The sequence below is a fragment of the Streptomyces sp. WM6386 genome (genome assembly GCF_000972385.1).
Lineage (GTDB): Bacteria > Actinomycetota > Actinomycetes > Streptomycetales > Streptomycetaceae > Streptomyces.
This window is the reverse complement of sequence record NZ_JXTE01000003.1, coordinates 43839-63363: the sequence shown is the minus strand read 5'-3', so window position 1 is coordinate 63363 and position 19525 is coordinate 43839. Positions and strand designations below refer to the sequence as shown.

At 72.0% G+C, this 19525-nt stretch carries 18 protein-coding genes; 6 read left to right on the top strand and 12 right to left on the bottom strand.

The window, feature by feature from the left end; genetic code table 11:
• The first annotated feature begins 89 nt into the window (after window positions 1–89).
• A complete protein-coding gene (locus tag TN53_RS02590) occupies window positions 90–1052 on the top strand; it encodes an NADP-dependent oxidoreductase (protein ID WP_046256649.1) in 963 nt (320 codons plus the stop codon).
• A 120-nt stretch (window positions 1053–1172) separates the two neighbouring features.
• Here TN53_RS02590 and TN53_RS02585 read toward each other — a convergent pair whose 3' ends face one another.
• The 4 genes from TN53_RS02585 to TN53_RS02570 are packed head-to-tail and all read right to left on the bottom strand — an operon-like array spanning window position 1173 to window position 3382.
• Window positions 1173–1496: a DUF202 domain-containing protein gene (locus TN53_RS02585; RefSeq protein ID WP_046256648.1), complete on the bottom strand. Its 324-nt coding sequence runs from the start codon at window positions 1494–1496 to the stop codon at window positions 1173–1175.
• Window positions 1493–1885 (bottom strand): YidH family protein, encoded by a 393-nt coding sequence (locus TN53_RS02580; protein ID WP_046256647.1) that lies wholly within the window; start codon window positions 1883–1885, stop codon window positions 1493–1495. The genes TN53_RS02585 and TN53_RS02580 overlap by 4 nt, the downstream gene beginning before the upstream one ends.
• Before the next feature lie 31 nt (window positions 1886–1916).
• The gene (locus TN53_RS02575) at window positions 1917–2432 is read right to left on the bottom strand and encodes an NUDIX domain-containing protein (protein WP_046256646.1); all 516 of its coding nucleotides are present in this window, start codon (window positions 2430–2432) and stop codon (window positions 1917–1919) included.
• 53 nt (window positions 2433–2485) lie between these two features.
• Window positions 2486–3382: a DMT family transporter gene (locus tag TN53_RS02570; protein ID WP_046256771.1), complete on the bottom strand. Its 897-nt coding sequence runs from the start codon at window positions 3380–3382 to the stop codon at window positions 2486–2488.
• Window positions 3383–3736: 354 nt separating this feature from the next.
• Between TN53_RS02570 and TN53_RS02565 the strand changes: the two genes are divergently transcribed.
• The 4 genes from TN53_RS02565 to TN53_RS02550 all read left to right on the top strand — a co-directional run bounded on the left by TN53_RS02565 (window position 3737) and on the right by TN53_RS02550 (window position 7653).
• Window positions 3737–4687 carry a hypothetical protein gene (locus tag TN53_RS02565; RefSeq protein ID WP_046256645.1) on the top strand — a complete coding sequence of 317 codons (951 nt, stop codon included), beginning with the start codon at window positions 3737–3739 and terminating at the stop codon, window positions 4685–4687.
• Between the two features lie 32 nt (window positions 4688–4719).
• Window positions 4720–6249 (top strand): APC family permease, encoded by a 1530-nt coding sequence (locus TN53_RS02560; protein ID WP_046256644.1) that lies wholly within the window; start codon window positions 4720–4722, stop codon window positions 6247–6249.
• A 74-nt stretch (window positions 6250–6323) separates the two neighbouring features.
• Window positions 6324–7049, top strand: coding sequence for a molybdopterin-dependent oxidoreductase (locus TN53_RS02555; protein ID WP_046256643.1), 726 nt, complete (start codon window positions 6324–6326; stop codon window positions 7047–7049).
• Window positions 7033–7653 (top strand): cytochrome b/b6 domain-containing protein, encoded by a 621-nt coding sequence (locus tag TN53_RS02550; RefSeq protein WP_046256642.1) that lies wholly within the window; start codon window positions 7033–7035, stop codon window positions 7651–7653. Before TN53_RS02555 ends, TN53_RS02550 begins: the two co-directional genes overlap by 17 nt.
• Here TN53_RS02550 and TN53_RS02545 read toward each other — a convergent pair.
• From TN53_RS02545 to TN53_RS02525, 5 genes are all read right to left on the bottom strand, one after another.
• On the bottom strand, window positions 7564–8673 hold the full coding sequence (locus tag TN53_RS02545) for a hypothetical protein (protein WP_046256641.1): 1110 nt from the start codon (window positions 8671–8673) through the stop codon (window positions 7564–7566). The two genes, TN53_RS02550 and TN53_RS02545, sit on opposite strands and share 90 nt — an antisense overlap.
• A 234-nt stretch (window positions 8674–8907) precedes the next feature.
• A complete protein-coding gene (locus TN53_RS02540) occupies window positions 8908–9936 on the bottom strand; it encodes an L-idonate 5-dehydrogenase (RefSeq protein WP_046256640.1) in 1029 nt (342 codons plus the stop codon).
• Window positions 9936–10697 carry a glucose 1-dehydrogenase gene (locus TN53_RS02535; RefSeq protein ID WP_046256639.1) on the bottom strand — a complete coding sequence of 254 codons (762 nt, stop codon included), beginning with the start codon at window positions 10695–10697 and terminating at the stop codon, window positions 9936–9938. Before TN53_RS02535 ends, TN53_RS02540 begins: the two co-directional genes overlap by 1 nt.
• A gap of 19 nt (window positions 10698–10716) precedes the next feature.
• Window positions 10717–12114, bottom strand: a complete 1398-nt coding sequence (locus TN53_RS02530) for a GntP family permease (RefSeq protein WP_046256638.1) — start codon at window positions 12112–12114, stop codon at window positions 10717–10719.
• Window positions 12115–12165: 51 nt separating this feature from the next.
• Entirely contained in the window at window positions 12166–12681 is a 516-nt protein-coding gene (locus TN53_RS02525; RefSeq protein WP_046256637.1) for a gluconokinase, read from the bottom strand.
• Between the two features lie 149 nt (window positions 12682–12830).
• Here TN53_RS02525 and TN53_RS02520 point away from each other — a divergent pair, with 149 nt between their 5' ends.
• Window positions 12831–13580 carry a FadR/GntR family transcriptional regulator gene (locus TN53_RS02520; protein ID WP_046256636.1) on the top strand — a complete coding sequence of 250 codons (750 nt, stop codon included), beginning with the start codon at window positions 12831–12833 and terminating at the stop codon, window positions 13578–13580.
• Between the two features lie 43 nt (window positions 13581–13623).
• Here the strand turns inward: TN53_RS02520 and TN53_RS02515 are convergent, their stop codons facing one another.
• The 3 genes from TN53_RS02515 to TN53_RS02505 form a co-directional block, all read right to left on the bottom strand.
• Window positions 13624–14007, bottom strand: a complete 384-nt coding sequence (locus TN53_RS02515; protein ID WP_046256635.1) for a YchJ family protein — start codon at window positions 14005–14007, stop codon at window positions 13624–13626.
• Between the two features lie 10 nt (window positions 14008–14017).
• Window positions 14018–15361, bottom strand: coding sequence for a M1 family metallopeptidase (locus tag TN53_RS02510; protein WP_046256634.1), 1344 nt, complete (start codon window positions 15359–15361; stop codon window positions 14018–14020).
• Between the two features lie 74 nt (window positions 15362–15435).
• Window positions 15436–19287, bottom strand: coding sequence for a Pls/PosA family non-ribosomal peptide synthetase (locus TN53_RS02505; RefSeq protein WP_046256633.1), 3852 nt, complete (start codon window positions 19285–19287; stop codon window positions 15436–15438).
• Window positions 19288–19525 lie beyond the last annotated feature (238 nt).

Sequence of the window (19525 nt, the reverse complement as noted above, 5' to 3'; positions counted from 1 at the left end):
CCGATGCCGTCGGAAAGGCTGCCACGCGAACGCCGCATATCCGGGCATCCCGCTTGCGTGGCGTCCGAGTACCCCGGAGGCTCGGTGCCATGAAGGGCATCAGCTACTCACGCTACGGCGGACCCGAGGTCCTCGCCTACGGGGACGTGCGCGACCCGAAGGTCGGGGTCGACGCGGTGCTGGTCAAGGTCCGGGCGGCGGCGGTCAACCCGGTCGACTGGCACGCCCGCGAAGGGCACCTCGACCCGATCCTGGACCCCGTCTTCCCGGTGGTCCCCGGCTGGGACGTCTCCGGGGTCGTGGTCGGCCTCGGGGTCTCCGTCACGGAGTTCGCGATCGGCGACGAGGTCATCGGATACGTCCGTGAGGACTTCCTCTCCCGGGGCACCTTCGCCGAGTACGTGGCCGCCCCCGTCCGCACCCTCGCCCACAAGCCCCGCAACCTCTCCTTCGAGGAGGCGGCCGGCCTGCCGCTGGTGGGGCTCACCGCCTACCAGGTGCTGGCGAAGGCGCTCCAGGTCAAGCGCGGCGAGACGGTCCTGGTGCACGCGGCGGCGGGAGGCGTGGGCTCCATCGCCGTACAGCTGGCCCGTCACTTCGGTGCCCGGGTCATCGGTACGGCGAGCCGGGGCAACCACGACTTCGTCCGCGGCCTCGGCGGCGAGCCCGTCGAGTACGGCGAGGGCCTGGCCGAACGGGTGCGCGGGCTGGCCCCCGAGGGCGTGGACGCGGCGTTCGACACGATCGGCGGCGAGACCCTGAGGCTCTCGGCGAACCTGCTCGCACCCGAGGGCCGCCTGGTGTCCATCGCGGACGGGGAGGTCGTCGGTTACGGCGGCCGCTACTACTGGGTGCGCCCGGATGCCGAGGACCTCCAGCGCCTGTCCGAACTCGCGGATCAGGGCGTGGTGTCGGTGCATGTGTCGCAGACGTTCCCGCTGGAGCGGGCGGCGCAGGCGCAGCGGCTGAATCAGGAGGGGCGGACCCGCGGGAAGATCGTGGTGACGGTCGACCGGGAGGCCGAGGGGGAGGGTGACGGAGAGGTGGGCTAAGCGGATCTGGTGAAGCCGGCTGCGGAACCGCGGCCCCGTAAGGGGCGCGGGGAACTGTGCGACCAGCCCCACCGGCCCGCGGTAGACGAACCGCACAACCAGCGGAGCCCTTGGCGGGAGCTAGAGCACCAGGGCGGCCCCGCACGCGGCCATCGCCACGGTGCACAGGACCGCCGCCATGGCATGGCGCGGGGCGATCGCGGAGGGGGTTTCGGCGGTGGCGAGGGCGCGGATACGGTGGTGCGCGAGCAGCAGGACGACCAGCCAGAGGAGGCAGGCCAGCGCACAGGCGACGACCCCGGAGGCGGACGGGCCGCCGTGCAGCGCGGTCTTGACGGCGAGTACGGCGGAGACGGTGCCGGAGAGGGTCGTACGACGCCATGCGAGCCGGGTGCGCTCGGGCTGGAGTCCGGGGTCCCGTGCCTCGGTGGCCGGGGTACTCACCCCTCCCACCCGACGAGCACGACGAAGACCATCGCGACGGCGACGACCGCCACGACGACGCTCAGCACCGCCGGGAACCGGGACACGGGCAGATCCTCACCCCGTCGCATCGCCCGCTCGCACCGCATCCAGTGATTGACCGCGCGCAACGAGCACAGCACCCCGGCCCCGAGCAGCGCGAGCGCCAGCCCGACCCGCCATCCCCAGCGCAGATCCGGCAGGAACTGGTCCACCGCGAACCCGCCGCCGATGAGCGCGAGCGCGGTCCGCAGCCAGGCCAGAAAGGTGCGCTCATTGGCGAGCGAGAACCGGTAGTCGGGCGTCCTGCCGTCCTCCCGAATCGCCTCGGGCGCGAACCAGAGCCGGACGTTCCGTGCAAAATCGATCACGTCCTGGACCCTACCGGGCGTCCGGCCCGGATCAGCCGGCCGCCCGGTAGGCCCGCAGTCGCTCGTACGCGTCCAAGCCGTCCGGAACCCACTCCCACTCCGGCAGCCGCCGCTCCACCTCCTCCTCGGGCAGGAAGGCGTGCCAGGCGACCTCCTCGACCTGAGGATTCACCGGCAGATCGCAGCGGACCTCGTACACCGCCGACCACCAGGTCCGCCCGGCGCCGTCGTCGTACAGGAACTTGAAGAGGAACTCGGGGGACGGGAGGCCGAAGACGCCCAGTTCCTCCTCCGCCTCCCGCAGTGCCGCCTCGTCGTAGGTCTCGCCCGCGCCGACCACTCCGCCGACCCACATGTCGTACAGGGAGGGGAAGACCAGCTTGGTCGGGGTGCGGCGGTGGACGAAGAGACGGCCGACGGCGTCCCGGACCTGGATGAAGGCGCAGCGGTGACGCAGACCCTGGGCGTACGCCGCACCGCGGGGGGACTGTCCGATGACCTGGTCGTTCTCGTCGACGATGTCGAGGATCTCGTCAGCAGAGCTCATGGGGACCATACAAGCAGGCCTGTCAGTGGGGCTCCGGCCTTTGCCCGGCGTCGTCAGTTCGGCTGCAGATCCCGCGCCCGCACCGGTCGCTCCGCCGCCCCGGACGGCATCGCCGGATGCAGCCCCAGCAGCACGATCCCGGCCACGACCGCGGCCAGCCCCGCCGCCTCCCACGCGAGCGCCCCCGCGTCGGTGCGCAGCCGGTCGCCGAGGAAGCCCACGCCGCAGATGATCCCGGCGAGGGGCTGGGCGGCGGTGAGGGCGGGGAGCGACATCCGCAGGGAGGCCGTCTCGAAGGCGCTCTGGACCAGCACCAGGCCGGTCACGCCGAGCGCGAGCACCGCGTACGGCTGCCAGCCGGTGAGGACGTGCACGAGGCCGCCCTCGGAGAACCGCTCGCCGCTCACCCGCGTCAGCGCGTCCTGCACGCCGTACAGCAGTCCGGCCGCCACCGCGAGCAGCGCCGGCCCCGCGACCAGCCGGGACCGCTTCGCGTACGTCGTCAGCAGCAGCGCGAGACCGATCATCGCGCCGATGATCAGCCAGTGCCGGAACGGGTCCGTGACCGCCGTACCGCCGCGCGGTTCGCCCGCCACGATGAACGCCGTCACACCGCCCGCGAGGAGCAGCAGGCCCGCCCAGCCCTGGCGGCCCAGCGACTGCTTGGTCTGGTGGCGGGAGAGAGCCATCGCGAACAGCAGGTTCGTCGCCAGCAGCGGCTCCACCAGGGAGATCTCGCCCTGGCCCAGCGCGATGGCGCCGAGAACCATGCCGGCCACCATGAGCGCGATACCGCCGAGCCAGCGAGGCACCTTGACCAGGTCCAGGAGGAGCCGGGGTGAGAGGAAGTCGTTCAGGGGTGCCCGCTGAGCCGCGTTCTGCTGGAGGACGAAACCGAAGCCCAGGCAGCAGGCGGCGCTCACGGCGAGAACCAGAACAAGAACCGACACGCTGCGTACCTCGATCACTGGGCCGGGCTGCGGGGCGGGTTAGGGGCCGACTGTAGCGCCCTTGGGCCGGGCTTGCTCCCAGGAGTACCCGGAACCGGGCGGTTGACGCGGTCACCCGTACGACCGTCCCGCCATGGTGCGGGGGCGGGGCCCATGGCGCCATGGCGTACGCCACACAGGGGCCCGGTGACCTGCCGTTGGTGATCACAACTGCCCCTTCAGTCACGACAGTTGAACCGTGTAACACCCGTCCCAGCCTTGACGAGAAGCATTGGCTGCGGGTTTGCTGTCCGTGACCATCTGCCCACGCAACGAACTACGACGTCGAGCACGTCGCGTGAGGAAGTCTCCGCGGTGTCTCCACCCCCACCACCACTGGGCCGCAGCCGAAGACGGGCGGCCCAGGCCTTCGACGCGGCCCTCGACGACGCCGAACTCGTCTCCGCCCGCTCCGCGTTGGCCCAGGGCCGCTGGCAGGCCGCCCGCTCCCTGATCGCCCAGTCCGGGGACGAGTGGGATCTACGCGGCCACCGGGTGACCGTCCTCGCCCTGGAGCCGTACAGCGCCGCCTGGACCCGCGACTGGCTGCTCGCCGAACCCGAGTCCGCCGACGCCTGCGTCCTGCTCGCCCTCGCCCAGGTCCAGCGCGCCCTGCGCGGCAAGGAGAAGCCGGAACGCGCCCGCGAGGCCTGCCGGACCGCCGCCGAGCGCGCTCCCGCCGACCCCACCCCCTGGCTGGGCCTGCTCATGCTGGAGCAGGGCACGGCCGGTGCCGGGAGCGCCGTCCGGATCTTCGAGGAGGTCCGCCGCCGCTACGCCGACCACCACCACGCCCACCATCTGATGGTCGCCCGGCTCGCCGAGCACCGCGCCGACGCCGGCCCGGACCCGCTGCACGAGGTCTACGACTTCGCCAACTGGGCCGCCGAACAGGCCCCCGCCGACTCCCCGCTCGCGATACTCCCGGTCATCGCCCACGCCGAGCGCTACCGCGTCCTCGCCCACGCCGGCCACGAGCCCCCCGACCCGGCCGCCTCCGGCCACTGGGTCGGACGCCGGGCCCGCCAGGTGATGAAGGCCGCCTTCGACTGGTGGCTGGAGTGGGAGCACGAGGGCCACCCCCGCCGCCTCGTCGACCTCAACTTCCTCGCCCACGCCAAGGTCTGCGAGGGCCGGGGCGCCGAGGCCGCCGCCCTGTTCCACCGCATCGGCGAGCACCCCACCCCCGCCCCCTGGGCGTACCCCGACCGCGACTCCACCTCAGCCTTCCGTGCCGCACGCGACAGCGCGCTCGGCACGGTGTGACGCCCTCCCCTTCCCGAAAAGGACGGTCTCCCGTGACAACGGACAGTTCGAGTACGAAGAGAACCGACGGCATCAGCACCTTCAAGGGCCAGGAGCGGGCCCTGCGCGCCGACCGCCTGGGCACCGGAGGCCTGCTGCTCTCCGTGCTCGCGGCGACCGCCCCCCTCATGGTGGTCGCAGGTGTCATGCCCACCACATTCGCGGTGATGGGCATCGTCGGACAGCCCCTGCTCTTCGTCCTCCTCGGCGTGATCCTCGTCCTGTTCGGCATCGGCTACGCCGAGATGAGCCGGCACGTCCACAACGCGGGGGCCTTCTACGCGTACATCTCCCGCGGCCTCGGCGGCACGGCCGGCGCGAGCGCGGCGCTGGTCGCCCTGGTCGCCTACAACGCCCTCCAGGTCGGCATCTACGGCATCTTCGGCTTCGAGGTCTCCGGCCTCTTCGCCACCTACGCCGAGGTGGAGGTCGCCTGGTGGATACCGGCCCTGGTGGCCGCGCTCGCCGTCGGCGCACTGGGCTGGCTGAAGATCGACGTCAACGCGAAGGTGCTCGGCGTCCTGCTCGTCATCGAGGTGGCCCTGGTCGTCATCTTCGACATCGCCGCCGTCGCCGACCCCGGCAAGGAGGGCCTGTCCCTGCACGCCTTCAACCCGGACACCCTCACCGGCGCGGGCGTCGGCACCGCCCTGTGCTTCTGCATCGCGGCCTTCCTCGGCTTCGAACAGGCACCCGTGTACGCCGAGGAGACCAGCCGCCCGCACGTCCTGGTGCCGCGCGTGATGTTCCTGGCAGTCGGCGGGGTCGCCGTATTCTTCGCGGTCAGCAGCTGGGCCCTCACCGTCGCCACCGGCCCCTCCGCGATCGTCGGCGAGTCGCAGAAGCAGAGCGCCGGGCTGCTCTTCGGCCTCACCGAGTCCCGGCTCGGCGGCACCTTCACCGACGTCCTGCACATCCTCTTCGTGACCGGCATGTTCGCCGCGATGCTCAGCTTCCACAACGTCGTCGCCCGCTACGCCTTCGCCATGGGCCGCGAGGGACTCCTCCCCGCCGCCTTCGGCCGTACCACCGGCACCAGCGGTGCCCCCGGCACCGGGTCCCTGCTCCAGACGGTCGTCTCGGTGGTGGTCGTGGCCGCCTTCGCCGCCGCCGACGACAAGCCGACCGGCGACCCGACCGTCCCCGTCCTGCACCTGTTCACCTGGTTCGCCAACATCGGAGCCCTCGGGGTGATCGTGCTGATGGCGGCGGCCTCCTTCTCGGTGGTCGTCTTCTTCGCCCGCCGCGGCGCCGTCGGCGCGCAGGCCTGGCGCCTGGTCACCTCCGCGGTCGCCGGCATCGCCCTGCTCGTCATCGCCGGCTACACCGTGAAGGACTTCGACGTCCTGGTCGGCTCCGGACCGGACTCGTCCCTGAGCTGGCTCCTGCCCGGGATCATCGGCCTGGCCCTGGTCGCCGGCCTGGTCCAGGGCCTGTTCCTGCGCGCCCGCTCGCCCGAGGCCCACGCCCGCATCGGTCTGGGCAACGAGGCGTTCCAGCTGGACAAGGCCGCCTCTTCGTAAGAGGTGGTTACGGAAGTCTGACGGGCACTCGCGAACCCTGGCCCGCCGGGGCTCGCGGGTGTTCGAATGGACGAGTGAACTCCGGACAACCCGAGGAACAGGGCAGGCCCATCGGCCGCCGTGTCCTCCTCGGCACCCTCGGTCTGGGCGCCCTCGGCGTGGTCGCCGCGCCCACCCTGCAACGCGGCCTGGAGTCCTTCCTGGGCAGCGCCGCCGACAAGGACCCCACCGGCCTCACCGGCCTGCTCCCCAACGGCGGCGGCTTCCGCTACTACTCGGTCGCCTCCTCCGTCCCCCACAAGAACGCCTCGAACTACCGCCTGAAGATCGACGGCCTCGTCGACCGCCCGGCCACCTACACCCTGAACGACCTGCGGGCGATGCCCCAGACCCGGATGGTCAAGGACGTCCAGTGCGTCACCGGCTGGCGGGTCCCGGGCACCCCCTTCGAGGGCGTACGCCTCTCCCGGCTGCTCGACGCCGCCGGAGTACGGGCCAAGGCCACCGCGATCCGCTTCACCTGCTTCGACGGCACCTACACCGAGAGCCTCACCCTCGACCAGGCCCGCCGCGCGGACGTCCTGGTCGCCCTGCGCATGCAGGACAAGGACCTCGGCCACAGCCACGGCGGTCCGGTCCGCCTCTACGTCGCACCCATGTACTTCTACAAGTCCGCCAAGTGGCTCTCCGGCATCACCGTCACCGAGGACGTGGAACCCGGCTACTGGGAGGAGCGCGGCTACGACGTCGACGCCTGGGTCGGCAAGTCGAACGGACGGGACGATGACCCTACGAGCTGAAGCCCCGCCGGAGCCGCGCGTACGCCGCTTCGGCCGTTCCCAGCGCTGGGTGCACCGCACGACCGCCGCCCTGATGGGCGTCTGCGTGCTCACCGCCGCCTGTCTCTACATCCCCCAGCTCGCCGAGCTCGTCGGCCGCCGTGAGCTGGTCGTCCGCATCCACGAGTGGTCCGGCCTCGCCCTGCCGGTCCCCGTCCTGGCCGGCCTCGCCTCCCGCCACTTCCGCACCGACCTGCGCTTCCTGAACCGCTTCGGCCCGCACGACCGGCTCTGGGTGCGTGCCGCCCTGCGCCGCGACAAGCGGCCCTCGGCGCGTCCGGCGGGCAAATTCAACGCCGGCCAGAAGATCTACGCCTCCTGGATCGCCGGCGCCACGCTGGTGATGCTCGGCACCGGTCTGCTGATGTGGTTCACCCACCTCACCCCGATCCAGTGGCGTACCAGCGCGACCTTCGTCCACGACTGGCTGGCCCTGACCGTCGGTATCGTCCTCGCCGGCCACATCGGCATGGCGCTAGGGGACCCGGAGGCGCGGCGCGGCCTGCGGACGGGGACGGTGAGCCGGGAGTGGGCGAAGCGGGAACACTCCCTGTGGCGCCACTGACGCGGTGGGCGTCTCCGGCTCGGACACCGTGGGTGCGGGCGCCACGACGGTGAACGCCTCCTGCGCCCGCACCTCGACGCCCCCGAACCGGACGGCCACGTCGACGGCCCTCGGCAGACCCTCCACCACCGGCACCACCACGTTCAGCACCAGATGGTCACCCGCCTCCGAGGCGAGGACCGGCGGCCCCTCCAGCTGTTGGCCGTCGATGAACACCCGCCCGTTCCGCAGCAGTTCGGCATGGTCGAAGTACGTTCCGGCCAACTCGACGCCGACCGTCTCCCCGGGCCGCGCCTGACCGTCGTCGCCCGAGTCGACTCCGGCGATCGCGTACGCGCACGCGGGCGTGCCGCCGGAGGCGGCCTGGAGCCGCACGGTGGCGGTGGGGTGCCGCCGGTGGAAGTCGAGCAGCCCGCCCAGCACGGTGTACCCGGCCCGCCCCTTGCAGGTGTCGGACTTCCCCACGAGCGCGGCGAAGTCCCGCGACGCCGTCTCCCAGCTGCCGCCCTTGCCCTGCACGGCGAGACAGGCGGAGGCGAGCCCGCGCAGCAACCGCCACTCGTCGTCCGCCGGCTTCCCGGGGATGGCCTCGAGGGCGGTCCGGCACTCGGTGGGGGCGCGGAGACCGTCGTAGACGCCGGACGGGTCCGGTATGCCGTCGGCGTCAGGCGAATCCGGCCCCGGCGGCAGCCAGACGGGGATGTCGAGGGGGCTCTTGCTCGCGGAAGGAGAGGGGGCGGGGGCGGGGGCGGGCGAGGCGTCCGGGCTCCGCAGCGGCACGGGAGGCGCGGCGGGGCTGATCACCTGCCCGTCGGGCCTGGGCTGCGCCGGGACCAAGGGGGAGGGGGAGCCGGTACGCCCCGCCGGCGCACGGCCCGAGGGACCGACCGTGACGATCGTGCCCCCGCCGTCGCCTCTGTCCGACGTATCACTCCCGTCACCGGTGAAGGCCGCGGCGGCCACCGCCACCGCTCCGACGACGAGCAGCCCCGAGATGCGCCTCCCGAGGGAAACCGCCATGACGCCCCCCGACACGGTCGCCCCTGGGATGCCGTTCCCAGGGGTCTCCCATCATCGGGCCGACCGCGTCGGGACGGAAGCCGATTCAAATCCCGAAGTCGAGCAGGATCCTGCAAGCCGGCGGGCCTGCGGCTTCCACTTCTGCGAAGCGGAAGCCGCAGTCAACCCCCGACGCCCAGCAGGATCTTGCAGGGCGGCGAAGGCCCGGTCCGGCCGCCGGCGCCGGCGGCCGGCTCAGCCCCCGAAGTCCAGCAGGACCTTGCAGGACACGTTCCGGTCCGCGGCCAGCGCGAACGCCGACTCCGCCTCCCGCACCGGGACCACCGCGCTGACCAGCCCGTCGAACGACGGCTCGGCCGCGAGCAGTTCCAGCGCCGCCTCGAACTCCCCGTCGAAACGGAACGCCCCCCGCAGCTCGATCTCCCGGCTCACGACCAGATTACCGGCGAACGGCGACTGCCCCGGCGGCAACATCCCGAGCTGCACCACCACACCCCCGCGCCGCACCAGCCGCAGACAGGTGTCCAGCCCGGCCGCGACCCCGGACGCCTCGACGGCCACGTCCACCTCGGACGGCCACCCGGCATCATCCGGATCGTCGGCCCGTACGACGGTGTCGGCGCCGGCGGTCCCCGCGTACCGCAGGGCCGCGGGCAGCAGGTCCGTCACCGTCACCCGGGCCGCACCGGCCGCCTTCGCCGCCGCGACCACCAGACAGCCGATGGGCCCGGCCCCGGTGACGAGCACATGCTTGCCCGCGACCTCCCCGGCCCGCCGCACCGCGTGCAATGCGACGGACAGGGGCTCCGCGAGAGCCGCCCGGCGAAGGTCAAGTCCGTCCGGGAGCCGCCTCAACTGCTCGGCGGGCACCACCACTTGGGCCGCGAACCCGCCCTGGACGTGCGGAAAGCGCGCCGCGCTGCCGAGGTAGCGGGTGTCCCGGCAGACGTTGCGCCGACCGTCGGCGCACTCCGGGCACACCCCGCAGGGAGTGGCCGGGTGCACCGCAACAGCCGTACCGGGAACAGGACCTGACGCACCGGCACCGTAGGAGAGGACCGTCCCGACCACCTCGTGCCCGAGCAGCATCGGCTCCCTCAGCCGGAAGTCCCCGACCCCGCCGTGCCGCCAGTAGTGCAGATCGGAGCCGCAGACCCCGCCGTAGCGGACCGCGACCAGGGCCTGCCCCGGACCGGGCGACGGCGCCGCCAACTCCTCGACCCGCAGGTCGCCCTGCCCATGGATCACACAACCGAGGGTCATCACAGCACGCTCGTCATTCCGCCGTCGACGTACAGGATCTGCCCGCTGACGAAGTCCGCGGCGGGCGAGGCGAGGAAGAGCACCCCGCCCACCAGGTCCTGCGTACGGCCCCAGCGGCCGGCCGGGGTGCGGCGACGCACCCAGGAGCTGAACTCCTCGTCCTCGACGAGGGCTTGGGTCAGCTCGGTCTCGATGTAGCCGGGGCCGAGACCGTTGACCTGGACGCCCTGCGGGCCCCAGTCGGCGCACATGCCCTTGGTGAGCATCTTCAGCGCGCCCTTGGTGGCGGCGTACGGCGCGATGCCGGGACGGGCCACCTCGCTCTGCAGCGAGCAGATGTTGACGATCTTTCCGTGGCCGCGTTCCGTCATCCGCCGGGCCGCTTCCCGGCCGACCAGGAACGCGCTGGTCAGGTTGGTGTCCAGGATGCGGTGCCAGTCGGAGTCGGTGAACTCCAGGAGCGGGGCGCGCAGTTGCATGCCCGCGTTGTTGACCAGGATGTCGAGCGGGCCGACCCGGTCCTCGACGTCCGCGATCCCGGCGGCCACCGAGGCGCCGTCGGTCACGTCGAACACGGCCGTGTGGATGCGGTCGCCGGGCAGTTCGGCGGCGGCCTTGGTGAGCCGCTCGGCGTCCCGCCCGTTGAGGACCACCGTGCAGCCGGCCTCCGCGAGACCCCGGGCCAGGGCGAGTCCGATGCCCCGGCTGGAGCCTGTGACCAGGGCGGTCCTGCCGCTGATGTCGAACAGAGGGTGACTCATCGTCGTACTCCTCGTATCCCTAGATGATCAGCGAGAGCAGCAGGACCAGGCCACCGGCGACCACCGAGATGATCGTCTCCATGACGGACCAGGTCTTGAGGGTCTGGCCGACGCTCAGGCCGAAGTACTCCTTGACCAGCCAGAACCCGGCGTCATTGACATGGCTGAAGAAGAGCGAGCCGGCGCCGATGGCGAGGACCAGCAGGGCCGCGTGGGTCGTCGACATGTCGGCGGCCAGCGGAGCCACGAGCCCCGCGGCCGACACGGTCGCCACCGTCGCCGAGCCCGTCGCGAGCCGGATGGCCACCGCGATCAGCCAGGCCAGCAGCAGCGCCGGGATCGACCAGTCCTCGGAGATGTCCAGGATCATGGCGCCCACGCCGGTGTCGATCAGCGTCTGCTTGAAGCCGCCGCCCGCGCCGACGATCAGGAGGATGCCGGCGATGGGCGCGAGGCCCTTCTCGACCAGCGGCGTGAGGCGCTCCCTGCCGAACCCGGCGGGCCGCAGCAGCGTGAAGATGCCGAGGAGCACCGAGGCGAGCAGGGCGATCAGCGGCGAACCGATGACGTCGAAGACCCGCTGCGTGGTGTTCTCGGGGTCGTCGATGACGATGTCGACGAGCGCCTTGGAGAGCATCAGGATGACCGGCAGCAGGATGGTGATCAGCGTGGCACCGAAGCCGGGACGCTTCTCCAGGTCCTCGGACGGGCGCTGCGGGATCATCCTGTCCGGCGCCGGGACGTCCACCCAGCGGGCCGCGTACCGGGAGAACAGCGGACCGGCGATGATCACCGTCGGGATGGCGACGAGCACGCCGAGCGCCAGGGTGACACCCAGGTCGGCCCCGATCGCGTCGATCGCGACCAGCGGGCCGGGGTGCGGCGGGACCAGGCCGTGCATCACGGACAGACCGGCCAGCGCCGGGATGCCGATCCGCATCAGCGAGTAGTTGCCGCGCTTGGCGACCATCAGCACGACCGGGATCAGCAGCACGACGCCGACCTCGAAGAACAGCGGCAGACCGATCACGGAGGCGATCAGCACCATCGCCCACGGCATCGAGCGGCCGCCCGCCCTGGCGAGGATGGTGTCGACGATCTGGTCGGCGCCGCCGGAGTCGGCGAGCATCTTGCCGAGGATCGCGCCGAGCGCGATCAGCACGCCCACGCCGGCGACGGTGGTGCCGAGGCCGCCGGTGAAGCTGGTGATGACCTTGTCGAGCGGCGCTCCGGCGAACGCGCCCAGCGCCAGCGATCCGATGGTCAGCGACAGGAACGCGTGGAGCTTGAACTTGGTGATGAGCAGGACGATGACGGCGATGCCCGCCAGGACTGCGATGCCCAGCTGAGCGTGACCGGCCGAGGTGATGGGCTCGACCGGATCCGCTGCCAGCAACTCGACGCTGAGTCTGGTCACGGGGGTTCCCTTGCAGGTACGGGGATGGGGGAGGGGGTCTTGCGCGGGGGGTTACGGGAGTTCGGTCAGGGCCTTCGCGGCCCGGCCGGTGATCTCCTCGGGGCTGCCGGTGACGTCCACCACCACTCCCGCCTCGTCCTCCTGAAGCGGCTGGAGGGTCGCGAACTGGGAGTCGAGCAGTGCGGTCGGCATGAAGTGCCCCTGCCGATGGGACATGCGGTCCTCGATCAGGGCGCGATCGCCCGCGAGGTGCACGAAGACGAGCCCGGGAGCGGCGGCGCGCAGCCGGTCACGGTACGAGCGCTTCAGCGCCGAGCAGCTGACCACCCCGCCGAGCCCCGCCCGTCCGTCCGCCCAGTCGCCGATGGCGTCCAGCCAGGGCCACCGGTCCTCGTCGGTGAGCGGGGTGCCGGCCGACATCTTGGCGATGTTGGCCGGCGGGTGGAAGTCGTCGCCCTCGGCGTACGGGACGCCGAGACGGGCGGCGAGCAGCGGACCGATGGTGGTCTTGCCGGTGCCCGCGACGCCCATCACCACGACGACATGGGGGGTGTGCAGCTGCTGCATGGTGCTCTCACTGTCTGCTGTCTTCATCGACACGTGGACGCCCTCGGGGCGTCGACGCAACTGAAACCCATTAGGTACGACAAATTCAAGAGTCTGTGATGAATAAGTCTGACTTTTTGAGTCCGTGACCTGACGCGTACGCTGAGTGCATGAGCACATCGGGCCGGGGGCTGCACGGCCAAGTACTGGAATCCCTCGGCCCCGCGATCACCGCGGGCGAGTACCCGCCGGGCAGCGTTCTGCGCACGGACGAACTGGCCCAGCAGTTCGATGTGTCCCGCTCGGTGATGCGGGAGGCGGTCCGCGTCCTGGAGTCCATGCACCTGGTCGAGTCCCGCCGCCGCGTGGGCGTGACGGTCCGTCCGAAGGCGCAGTGGAACGTCTACGACCCGCAGGTCATCCGCTGGCGCCTGGCCGGCGCCGACCGCCCCGGGCAGCTGCGGTCACTGACGGTCCTGCGCTCCGCGCTCGAACCGGTCGCGGCGGGCCTGGCGGCGAAGAACGCCACGGCGGAGCAGTGCGCGGAACTCACCGAGTGCGCACTGGGCATGGTCGCCCACTCACGGGGCCACCAGCTGGAGGGCTATCTGATCCACGACATGGCCTTCCACCGCGTGATCCTCAACGCCTCCGGCAACGAGATGTTCGCCCGCCTCGGAGACGTCGTCGCCGAGGTCCTCGCCGGCCGCACCCACCACGAGGTCATGTTCGAGGACCCCGACCCCGCCGCGGTGACGTTGCACGTCCAGGTCGCCGAGGCGGTTCGCGCCGGCGACGCGGTCCGCGCGGAGACGCTGACCCGGGAGATCACGGTGGGCGCGTTGCAGGAGCTGGACATCCTCGCACCGGGACCGGGGGAGACCGACGCACGGACATCGAGCGGGTCATCGATCCGCTGAAGAGGTCTCCCACTCCGACGGCACCGAGTGCCCGCCAGGACGGTCACTCCAGGAAGTCCCCGTCCACATAGACCCACGCCCCGTCCACCCGCTCGAACCGGCTCCGCTCGTGCAGCGACCCGCCCCGGAACGAGGCCCGGAAGGTCACCGTCCCGACCGAGTGGAACGCCGACCCGTCCCCCGTGCCGAGGATCTCCAGACCGGTCCACCGCATGCCAGCGTCGAAGTCGAGGCTCGCGGGCCGGGTCCGAGGATGCCAGGTCCGCAGCAGATAGGCGGCGTCCTGCTTGACGAAGGCGCAGTACCGCGACCGCATGAGCGCCTCGGCGGTCGGTGCCGCGGCGGCGCCGACGTGATAGCGGCCGCAGCACTTGTCGTAGGGCTCGGGCAGGCCGCAGGGGCAGGAACGCGTGCTCATGGCCGTCATTCTCCCGGAACTAGCCGGCCGCCCGCGTCTCGGGCAATGGCACCGGCGGCAGCGCCGTCCCGTACACCCACGCCTGGAACACCTCGTCCAGCGGCTCGGGCGAGAAGCGCGAGGCATGCGCGGTGAACGTCGTCGTGGTCACCGCGCCGCTCCGGTGCAGCCCCGCCCAGCCGCGCAGCATGCGGAAGAAGGCCACGTCGCCCATCGCGCACCGCACCGCGTGCACGGTCAGCCCGCCCCGTTCGTAGAGCCGGTCGTCGAACATCGACTTGCGGCCCGGATCGGCCAGCTTCAGATCCTGCGGGAGTCCCGACAGCAACCGATGTGCGACGGCGGCGAGTTGCTGGGCCGTCCGCCCGCCGGAGCGCTCCGACCACAGCCACTCGGCGTACTTCGCGAACCCCTCGTTCAGCCAGATGTGCCGCCAGTCCGCGATGGACACACTGTTGCCGAACCACTGATGGGCCAGCTCGTGCGCGACCAGCCGCTCCGAACCCCGCGCCCCGTCCACGTGGTTGGCGCCGAACAGCGACAACCCCTGTGCCTCGACGGGGACATCGAGCTCCTCCTCCGTCACCACGACCGCGTACTCGTCGAAGGGGTAGGGGCCGAAGAGCTCCTGGAACAGGTCCATCATCTGCGGCTGACGCGCGAAGTCCCTGGAGAACCTGGGGAGCAGATGCGACGGGATGTGCCCGTGCTGCGGCACCCCGCCGAGGCCGGGGTCGCCCAGCAGCACCGTCTGGTACTTGCCGATCGACAGCCCCACCAGATAGCTGGACGTCGGCGCCGACTGCTCGTACACCCAGGTAGTCGTGGAGGCCTTCGTGGTACGGGTCAGCAGCCGCCCGCCCGCCACCACCGAGTACGCCGACGGTGTCGTGATCGAGATCTGGTACGACGCCTTGTCCGCCGGCCGGTCGTTGCACGGGTACCAGGACGGCGCCCCGATCGGCTGGCTCGCCACCAGCGCCCCGTCCTCCAGCTCCTCCCAGCCCAGGCCGCCCCACGGGCTGTTCACCGGCTTGGGGTTGCCCGCCCAGTGCACCTCGACCGTGAACGCGGCCCCCGGCCGGACCGGCTTCGCGGGCCGGATCCGCAGCTTGCCGCCGCGATGCGTGTAGTGCGGCTGCCGGCCGTCCACCCGCACCCGGCCGACCTTGAAGTCGGCCAGGTTCAGGAAGAACTCGCCCAGCGGCGACCGTCCCGCTATGGCGTTGATCCGGGCCGTGCCGGACAGCCGGTTCGGGCCCGGGCGGTAGTCCAGCGCGAGCTCGTACCGGTGCACCCGGTACCGCGCGTCACCGTTCTCCGGGAAATACGGGTCCGAACCCGCCGCCTGCTGAACCGCCACCGCTGTGTCTACTCCCTGTGCCATGCCACCACTCCGCTCGGGTGCACCGCTCTCCCGTGCCGAGTGGCCGGCGTTCAGGGACGCCATGCCTCGATCGGGTTGCCGAGCCAACGGGTGTCGTCGGGGACGGACTCCGCTGCCATGACGAGCGACGCGGGGCCCAAGGTCGTCCGGGCCCCGATCGTGCTGCCGGGCAGCACGATCCCGCCAGGACCCAGCGTCGCGCCCTCACGGAGGACCACAGTATCCGTCCGCAAGATCCGGTCGTGGAAGAGGTGCGTCTGGAGCACACAGCCACGGTTCACCGTCGCCGCGTCTCCCAGCGTCACCAGATCCGTCTCCGGCAGCCAGTAGCTCTCCACCCAGACGCCCTTGCCGACGTGCGCACCGAGCCCCCGCAGCCACGCCGTCATCAGCGGCGTACCGGGCACGGAACCGGCCAGCCACGGCACCGCCACGACCTCGACGAACGTGTCCGCGAGCTCGTTGCGCCACACGAAGCCGCTCCACAGCGGATGCTCCCCACCGCGGTGCCGCCCCACGAGCAGCCACTTCGCGACGACGGACACCAGCCCGGCCACGGCACCCGCCGCGAGCAGCACAAGCCCCGCCAGCGCCCACGCCCACACACCCAGCGCACACAGCGCCGCCACCGTCAGCACGCCGATCGCCGCCGAGCAGAACACCGGCACGATCCGGCACAGCTCGACCAGACCGCGCGCCCACAGCAGCCGCGCCGGCGGGTCGTACGTCCGGCTCTGGTCACCGCCGGCGGCGGCCCGCGGCAGCTTCACCGGCGGCAGCCCCAGATACGAGCTGCCCTTCTTCGCCTTCTTCGGCGTCGCCGACAGCACCCCGACGAGCCCGCCGTCCGGCACGGACCGGCCCGGCGCGGTCATCCCCGAGTTCCCGAGGAAGGCCCGGCGCCCGATCTCCGCCCGCCCGATCCGCATCCAGCCGCCACCGAGCTCGTACGGCGCGGTCAGCGTGTCGTCGGCCAGGAACGCGCCCTCGCCGACCGTCGTCAGGCTCGGCAGCGCCAGCACGGTCGACACCTCGGCACCCCGCCCGATCCGCATCCCGAGCAGCCGCAGCCACACCGGCGTGACCAGCCCGGCGTACAGCGGGAAGAGGGTCTCGCGCGAGCGGTCCATCAGCTGCGTGACGGTCCAGGCCTGCCACCCGATCCGGCTGTGGGTCGGATGCGTGCCCTCGCGCAGCCTCAGGCTGAGCAGTCGTACGGCGACCAGGATCAGCAGCGCGTACGCCAGCCCGAAGGCGAGCGTCGCCGGTACGAGGGCCGCGGCGGCGCCCGTCAGGGGCGCGTCCGGCGTGAAGAACACGCGACCGACCAGGAACGCGGCCAGCCCCGCCAGCACCGGAAGCGCGGTGAGCGCGAAGCCCGTCACGCCGTACATCGCACGCCAGTACGTGCCCTTGCGCGGCCGTTCCTTGGGCCAGTTCCGCTTGGCCTTGCCCAGCTTGACCGCGGGCGCGCCCGCCCAGCGCTGACCCGTGGGGATCTGCCCGGTGACCGCCGAACCCGGCGCCACCTCGGCCCGCTTGCCGACCCGCGCGCCCGGGAAGAGGATGCTGCGCGTCCCGACGACCGCGTGCGCGCCCACCCTGACCGGGCCGATCTCCAGCCGGTCGCCGTCCAGCCACCACCCGGACAGGTCCACCTCGGACTCGACGGCAGCGCCCCGGCCCAGCTTGAGCATGCCGGTCACCGGCGGCAGCGAGTGAAGGTCGACATCAGGGCCGATCTTGGCGCCCAGCGCCCGCGCGTACCGCTCCAGCCACGATCCGGTCAGCGAGGTCGCCCCGGAGAACTCCGCCAGCCGCTCGGCCGCCCACAGCCGCAGATGCACACCGCCACCGCGCGCGTACCGTCCCGGCTGCACACCCCGCAGCAGCAGCCGCGCCCCGCCCGCGGCGATCGCGAGCCGGCCGGGCGGGCTGAACAGCACGAGCGCCGCCGCCCCGACCAGCCACCAGGAGGCGGTCGGCAGCCACGTGTAGGGCAGTACGTTGCCCAGCGCGGTCAGGACCACGGTCCAGCGCAGTCCGAGCAGGGTGAACAGGGGGATCATGGCGAGGAGTTGGATCGCCTGGGCGCGCACCGGGACCGGGGCGACGATCCGCGCGGCCCCGTCGTCCTGCGAGGACTCCTCCAGGTGCCGCGCCAACTTCCGCAGCACGGGCCGCTGGTAGATGTCGAGAACGGCCGCGCTCGGATAGCGGGTGCGCAGCCGTGTGGTGAGCTGGGCGGCGGCGAGACTGCTGCCGCCGATCGCGAAGAAGTCGTCACGCGCACTCGACACGGGGATGCCGAGCACCTCGCTCCACTGCTCGGCGAGCCACGCCTCGGTGCCGTAGAGCTGCTCGGCGGGACCGCTGGTCTCGAGGTTCTCCAGCGGCCACGGCAGGGCGGCGCGGTCCACCTTGCCCGACGTCCGGGTCGGCAGTTCGTCGACCGGTGCCAGCAACGGCACCAGGGCCGCGGGCAGTTCGGCCCGCAGCTTCTCGACCGCTGTCGCCTGGTCCCAGCCGTCCTGCGTGACGACGTAGCCGACAAGGAGCTGGTTGCCGCTGCGGGCGGTGCGCACGGCGGCAGCCGCTCCCGCGACTCCCGGCAACGCCTGAAGAGCGGCGTCGACCTCACCGAGCTCGATACGACGCCCGCCGAGCTTGATCTGCTCGTCGGCCCGCCCGAGGAAGACCACCCCCTCCGGCTCCGCCTTGACGAGGTCACCGCTGCGGTACGCCCGTTCCCAGCCCAGCGACTGCAGCGGCGCGTACTTCTCCGCGTCCTTCTCGGCGTCCAGGTACCGGGCGAGCCCGACCCCGCCGATCACCAACTGTCCACTGGCGCCCATCGGTACGGGCGTCCCGGCCTCGTCGACGACGGCCAGCTCCCAGCCGTCCAGCGGCAGCCCGATCCGGATCGGCTCCTCGCCGCTCATCAGCGAGGCACAGGCCACGACGGTCGCCTCGGTCGGCCCGTACGTGTTCCAGACCTCGCGCCCCTCGGTCACCAGCCGCTGCACCAGCTCGGGCGGGCAGGCCTCACCGCCGAAGATCAGCAGCCGTACGTCATTGAGGGTCTCCGGCTCCCAGAGCGCGGCCAGCGTCGGCACCGTCGACACGACGGTGATCTCCTGCTCCACCAGCCACGGCCCCAGATCGGCACCGCTCCTGACCTGCGCACGTGGCACCGGCACCAGACAGGCCCCGTACCGCCACGCCAGCCACATCTCCTCGCAGGACGCGTCGAACGCGACTGACAGCCCCGCCATGACCCTGTCAGCCGGACCGATGGGGTCGTCGGTGAGGAACAGCGCGGCCTCGGCGTCCACGAACGCGGCGGCACTGCGGTGGCTGACGGCGACGCCCTTGGGCTTTCCGGTCGATCCGGAGGTGAAGATGATCCACGCGTCGTGCTCGATGCCGGGCCGCGCGGCGGGGACCTCGCTGCGTCCGGTGACGGTCAGTTCGTGACCGGCCCCGACGACGGCCCGTACGTCCGCCTCGCCGAACACCAGCTCGGCCCGCTCGTCCGGGTCCTCGGCGTCCACGGGGACGTAGGCGGCGCCGGCGGCGAGCACCGCGAGAATCGCGATGTAGAGGTCGTTGGTCCCGGACGGAACGCGGACACCCACCCGGTCGCCGAGCCCGACCCCGGCGTCCGTGAGCCCGCGGCGCAGCCGCTCGACCTCCACGGCGAGCGCACGGTAGGTCAGGCAGGTCGTCCCGTCGTCCAGCGCGGGCTCGTCCGGGTAGGACCGCACCGACGCGTCGAAGACGTCGACGAGCGTGCGCGGAGAGGCCGCGGGGCCCCCGGAGAAACGTGCCGTATCGCCGAACCGCTCGCGGATCTCTTCCTCGAGCAGGCCGAGAGCACTGCTCTCGTGTATGGCTGCCATCGGTCCTCGCGTCTCGATCCCGGAAGCCCCGGGGTGCTGGCGGGCCCGCAGGTCTGCCTGGGGTTGTCCGGGTCCAGCTCCGTAACAAGCCGGAAATTTTAGTACGACGCTAGGTCCGTGCCCTGGGAGCGGCCACCGCGGGGGCCCGTCCGGGTGGGTGCCCGAACGGGCCGCACATGGTCTGACCTGCGGCTCCTGGCTCTGGACGAGACATGCCCCACATCACCCAAGAGCAACG

Excerpts from the sequence above, each read along its gene's own strand:
- TN53_RS02550 (WP_046256642.1), top strand. The coding sequence starts at position 7,033 with ATGACCCTACGAGCTGAAGCCCCGCCGGAGCCGCGCGTACGCCGCTTC.
- TN53_RS02520 (WP_046256636.1), top strand. The coding sequence starts at position 12,831 with ATGAGCACATCGGGCCGGGGGCTGCACGGCCAAGTACTGGAATCCCTC.
- TN53_RS02535 (WP_046256639.1), bottom strand. The coding sequence starts at position 10,697 with ATGAGTCACCCTCTGTTCGACATCAGCGGCAGGACCGCCCTGGTCACA.
- TN53_RS02505 (WP_046256633.1), bottom strand. The coding sequence starts at position 19,287 with ATGGCAGCCATACACGAGAGCAGTGCTCTCGGCCTGCTCGAGGAAGAG.
- TN53_RS02575 (WP_046256646.1), bottom strand. The coding sequence starts at position 2,432 with ATGAGCTCTGCTGACGAGATCCTCGACATCGTCGACGAGAACGACCAG.
- TN53_RS02590 (WP_046256649.1), top strand. The coding sequence starts at position 90 with ATGAAGGGCATCAGCTACTCACGCTACGGCGGACCCGAGGTCCTCGCC.
- TN53_RS02525 (WP_046256637.1), bottom strand. The coding sequence starts at position 12,681 with ATGCAGCAGCTGCACACCCCCCATGTCGTCGTGGTGATGGGCGTCGCG.
- TN53_RS02540 (WP_046256640.1), bottom strand. The coding sequence starts at position 9,936 with ATGACCCTCGGTTGTGTGATCCATGGGCAGGGCGACCTGCGGGTCGAG.
- TN53_RS02515 (WP_046256635.1), bottom strand. The coding sequence starts at position 14,007 with ATGACGGCCATGAGCACGCGTTCCTGCCCCTGCGGCCTGCCCGAGCCC.
- TN53_RS02545 (WP_046256641.1), bottom strand. The coding sequence starts at position 8,673 with ATGGCGGTTTCCCTCGGGAGGCGCATCTCGGGGCTGCTCGTCGTCGGA.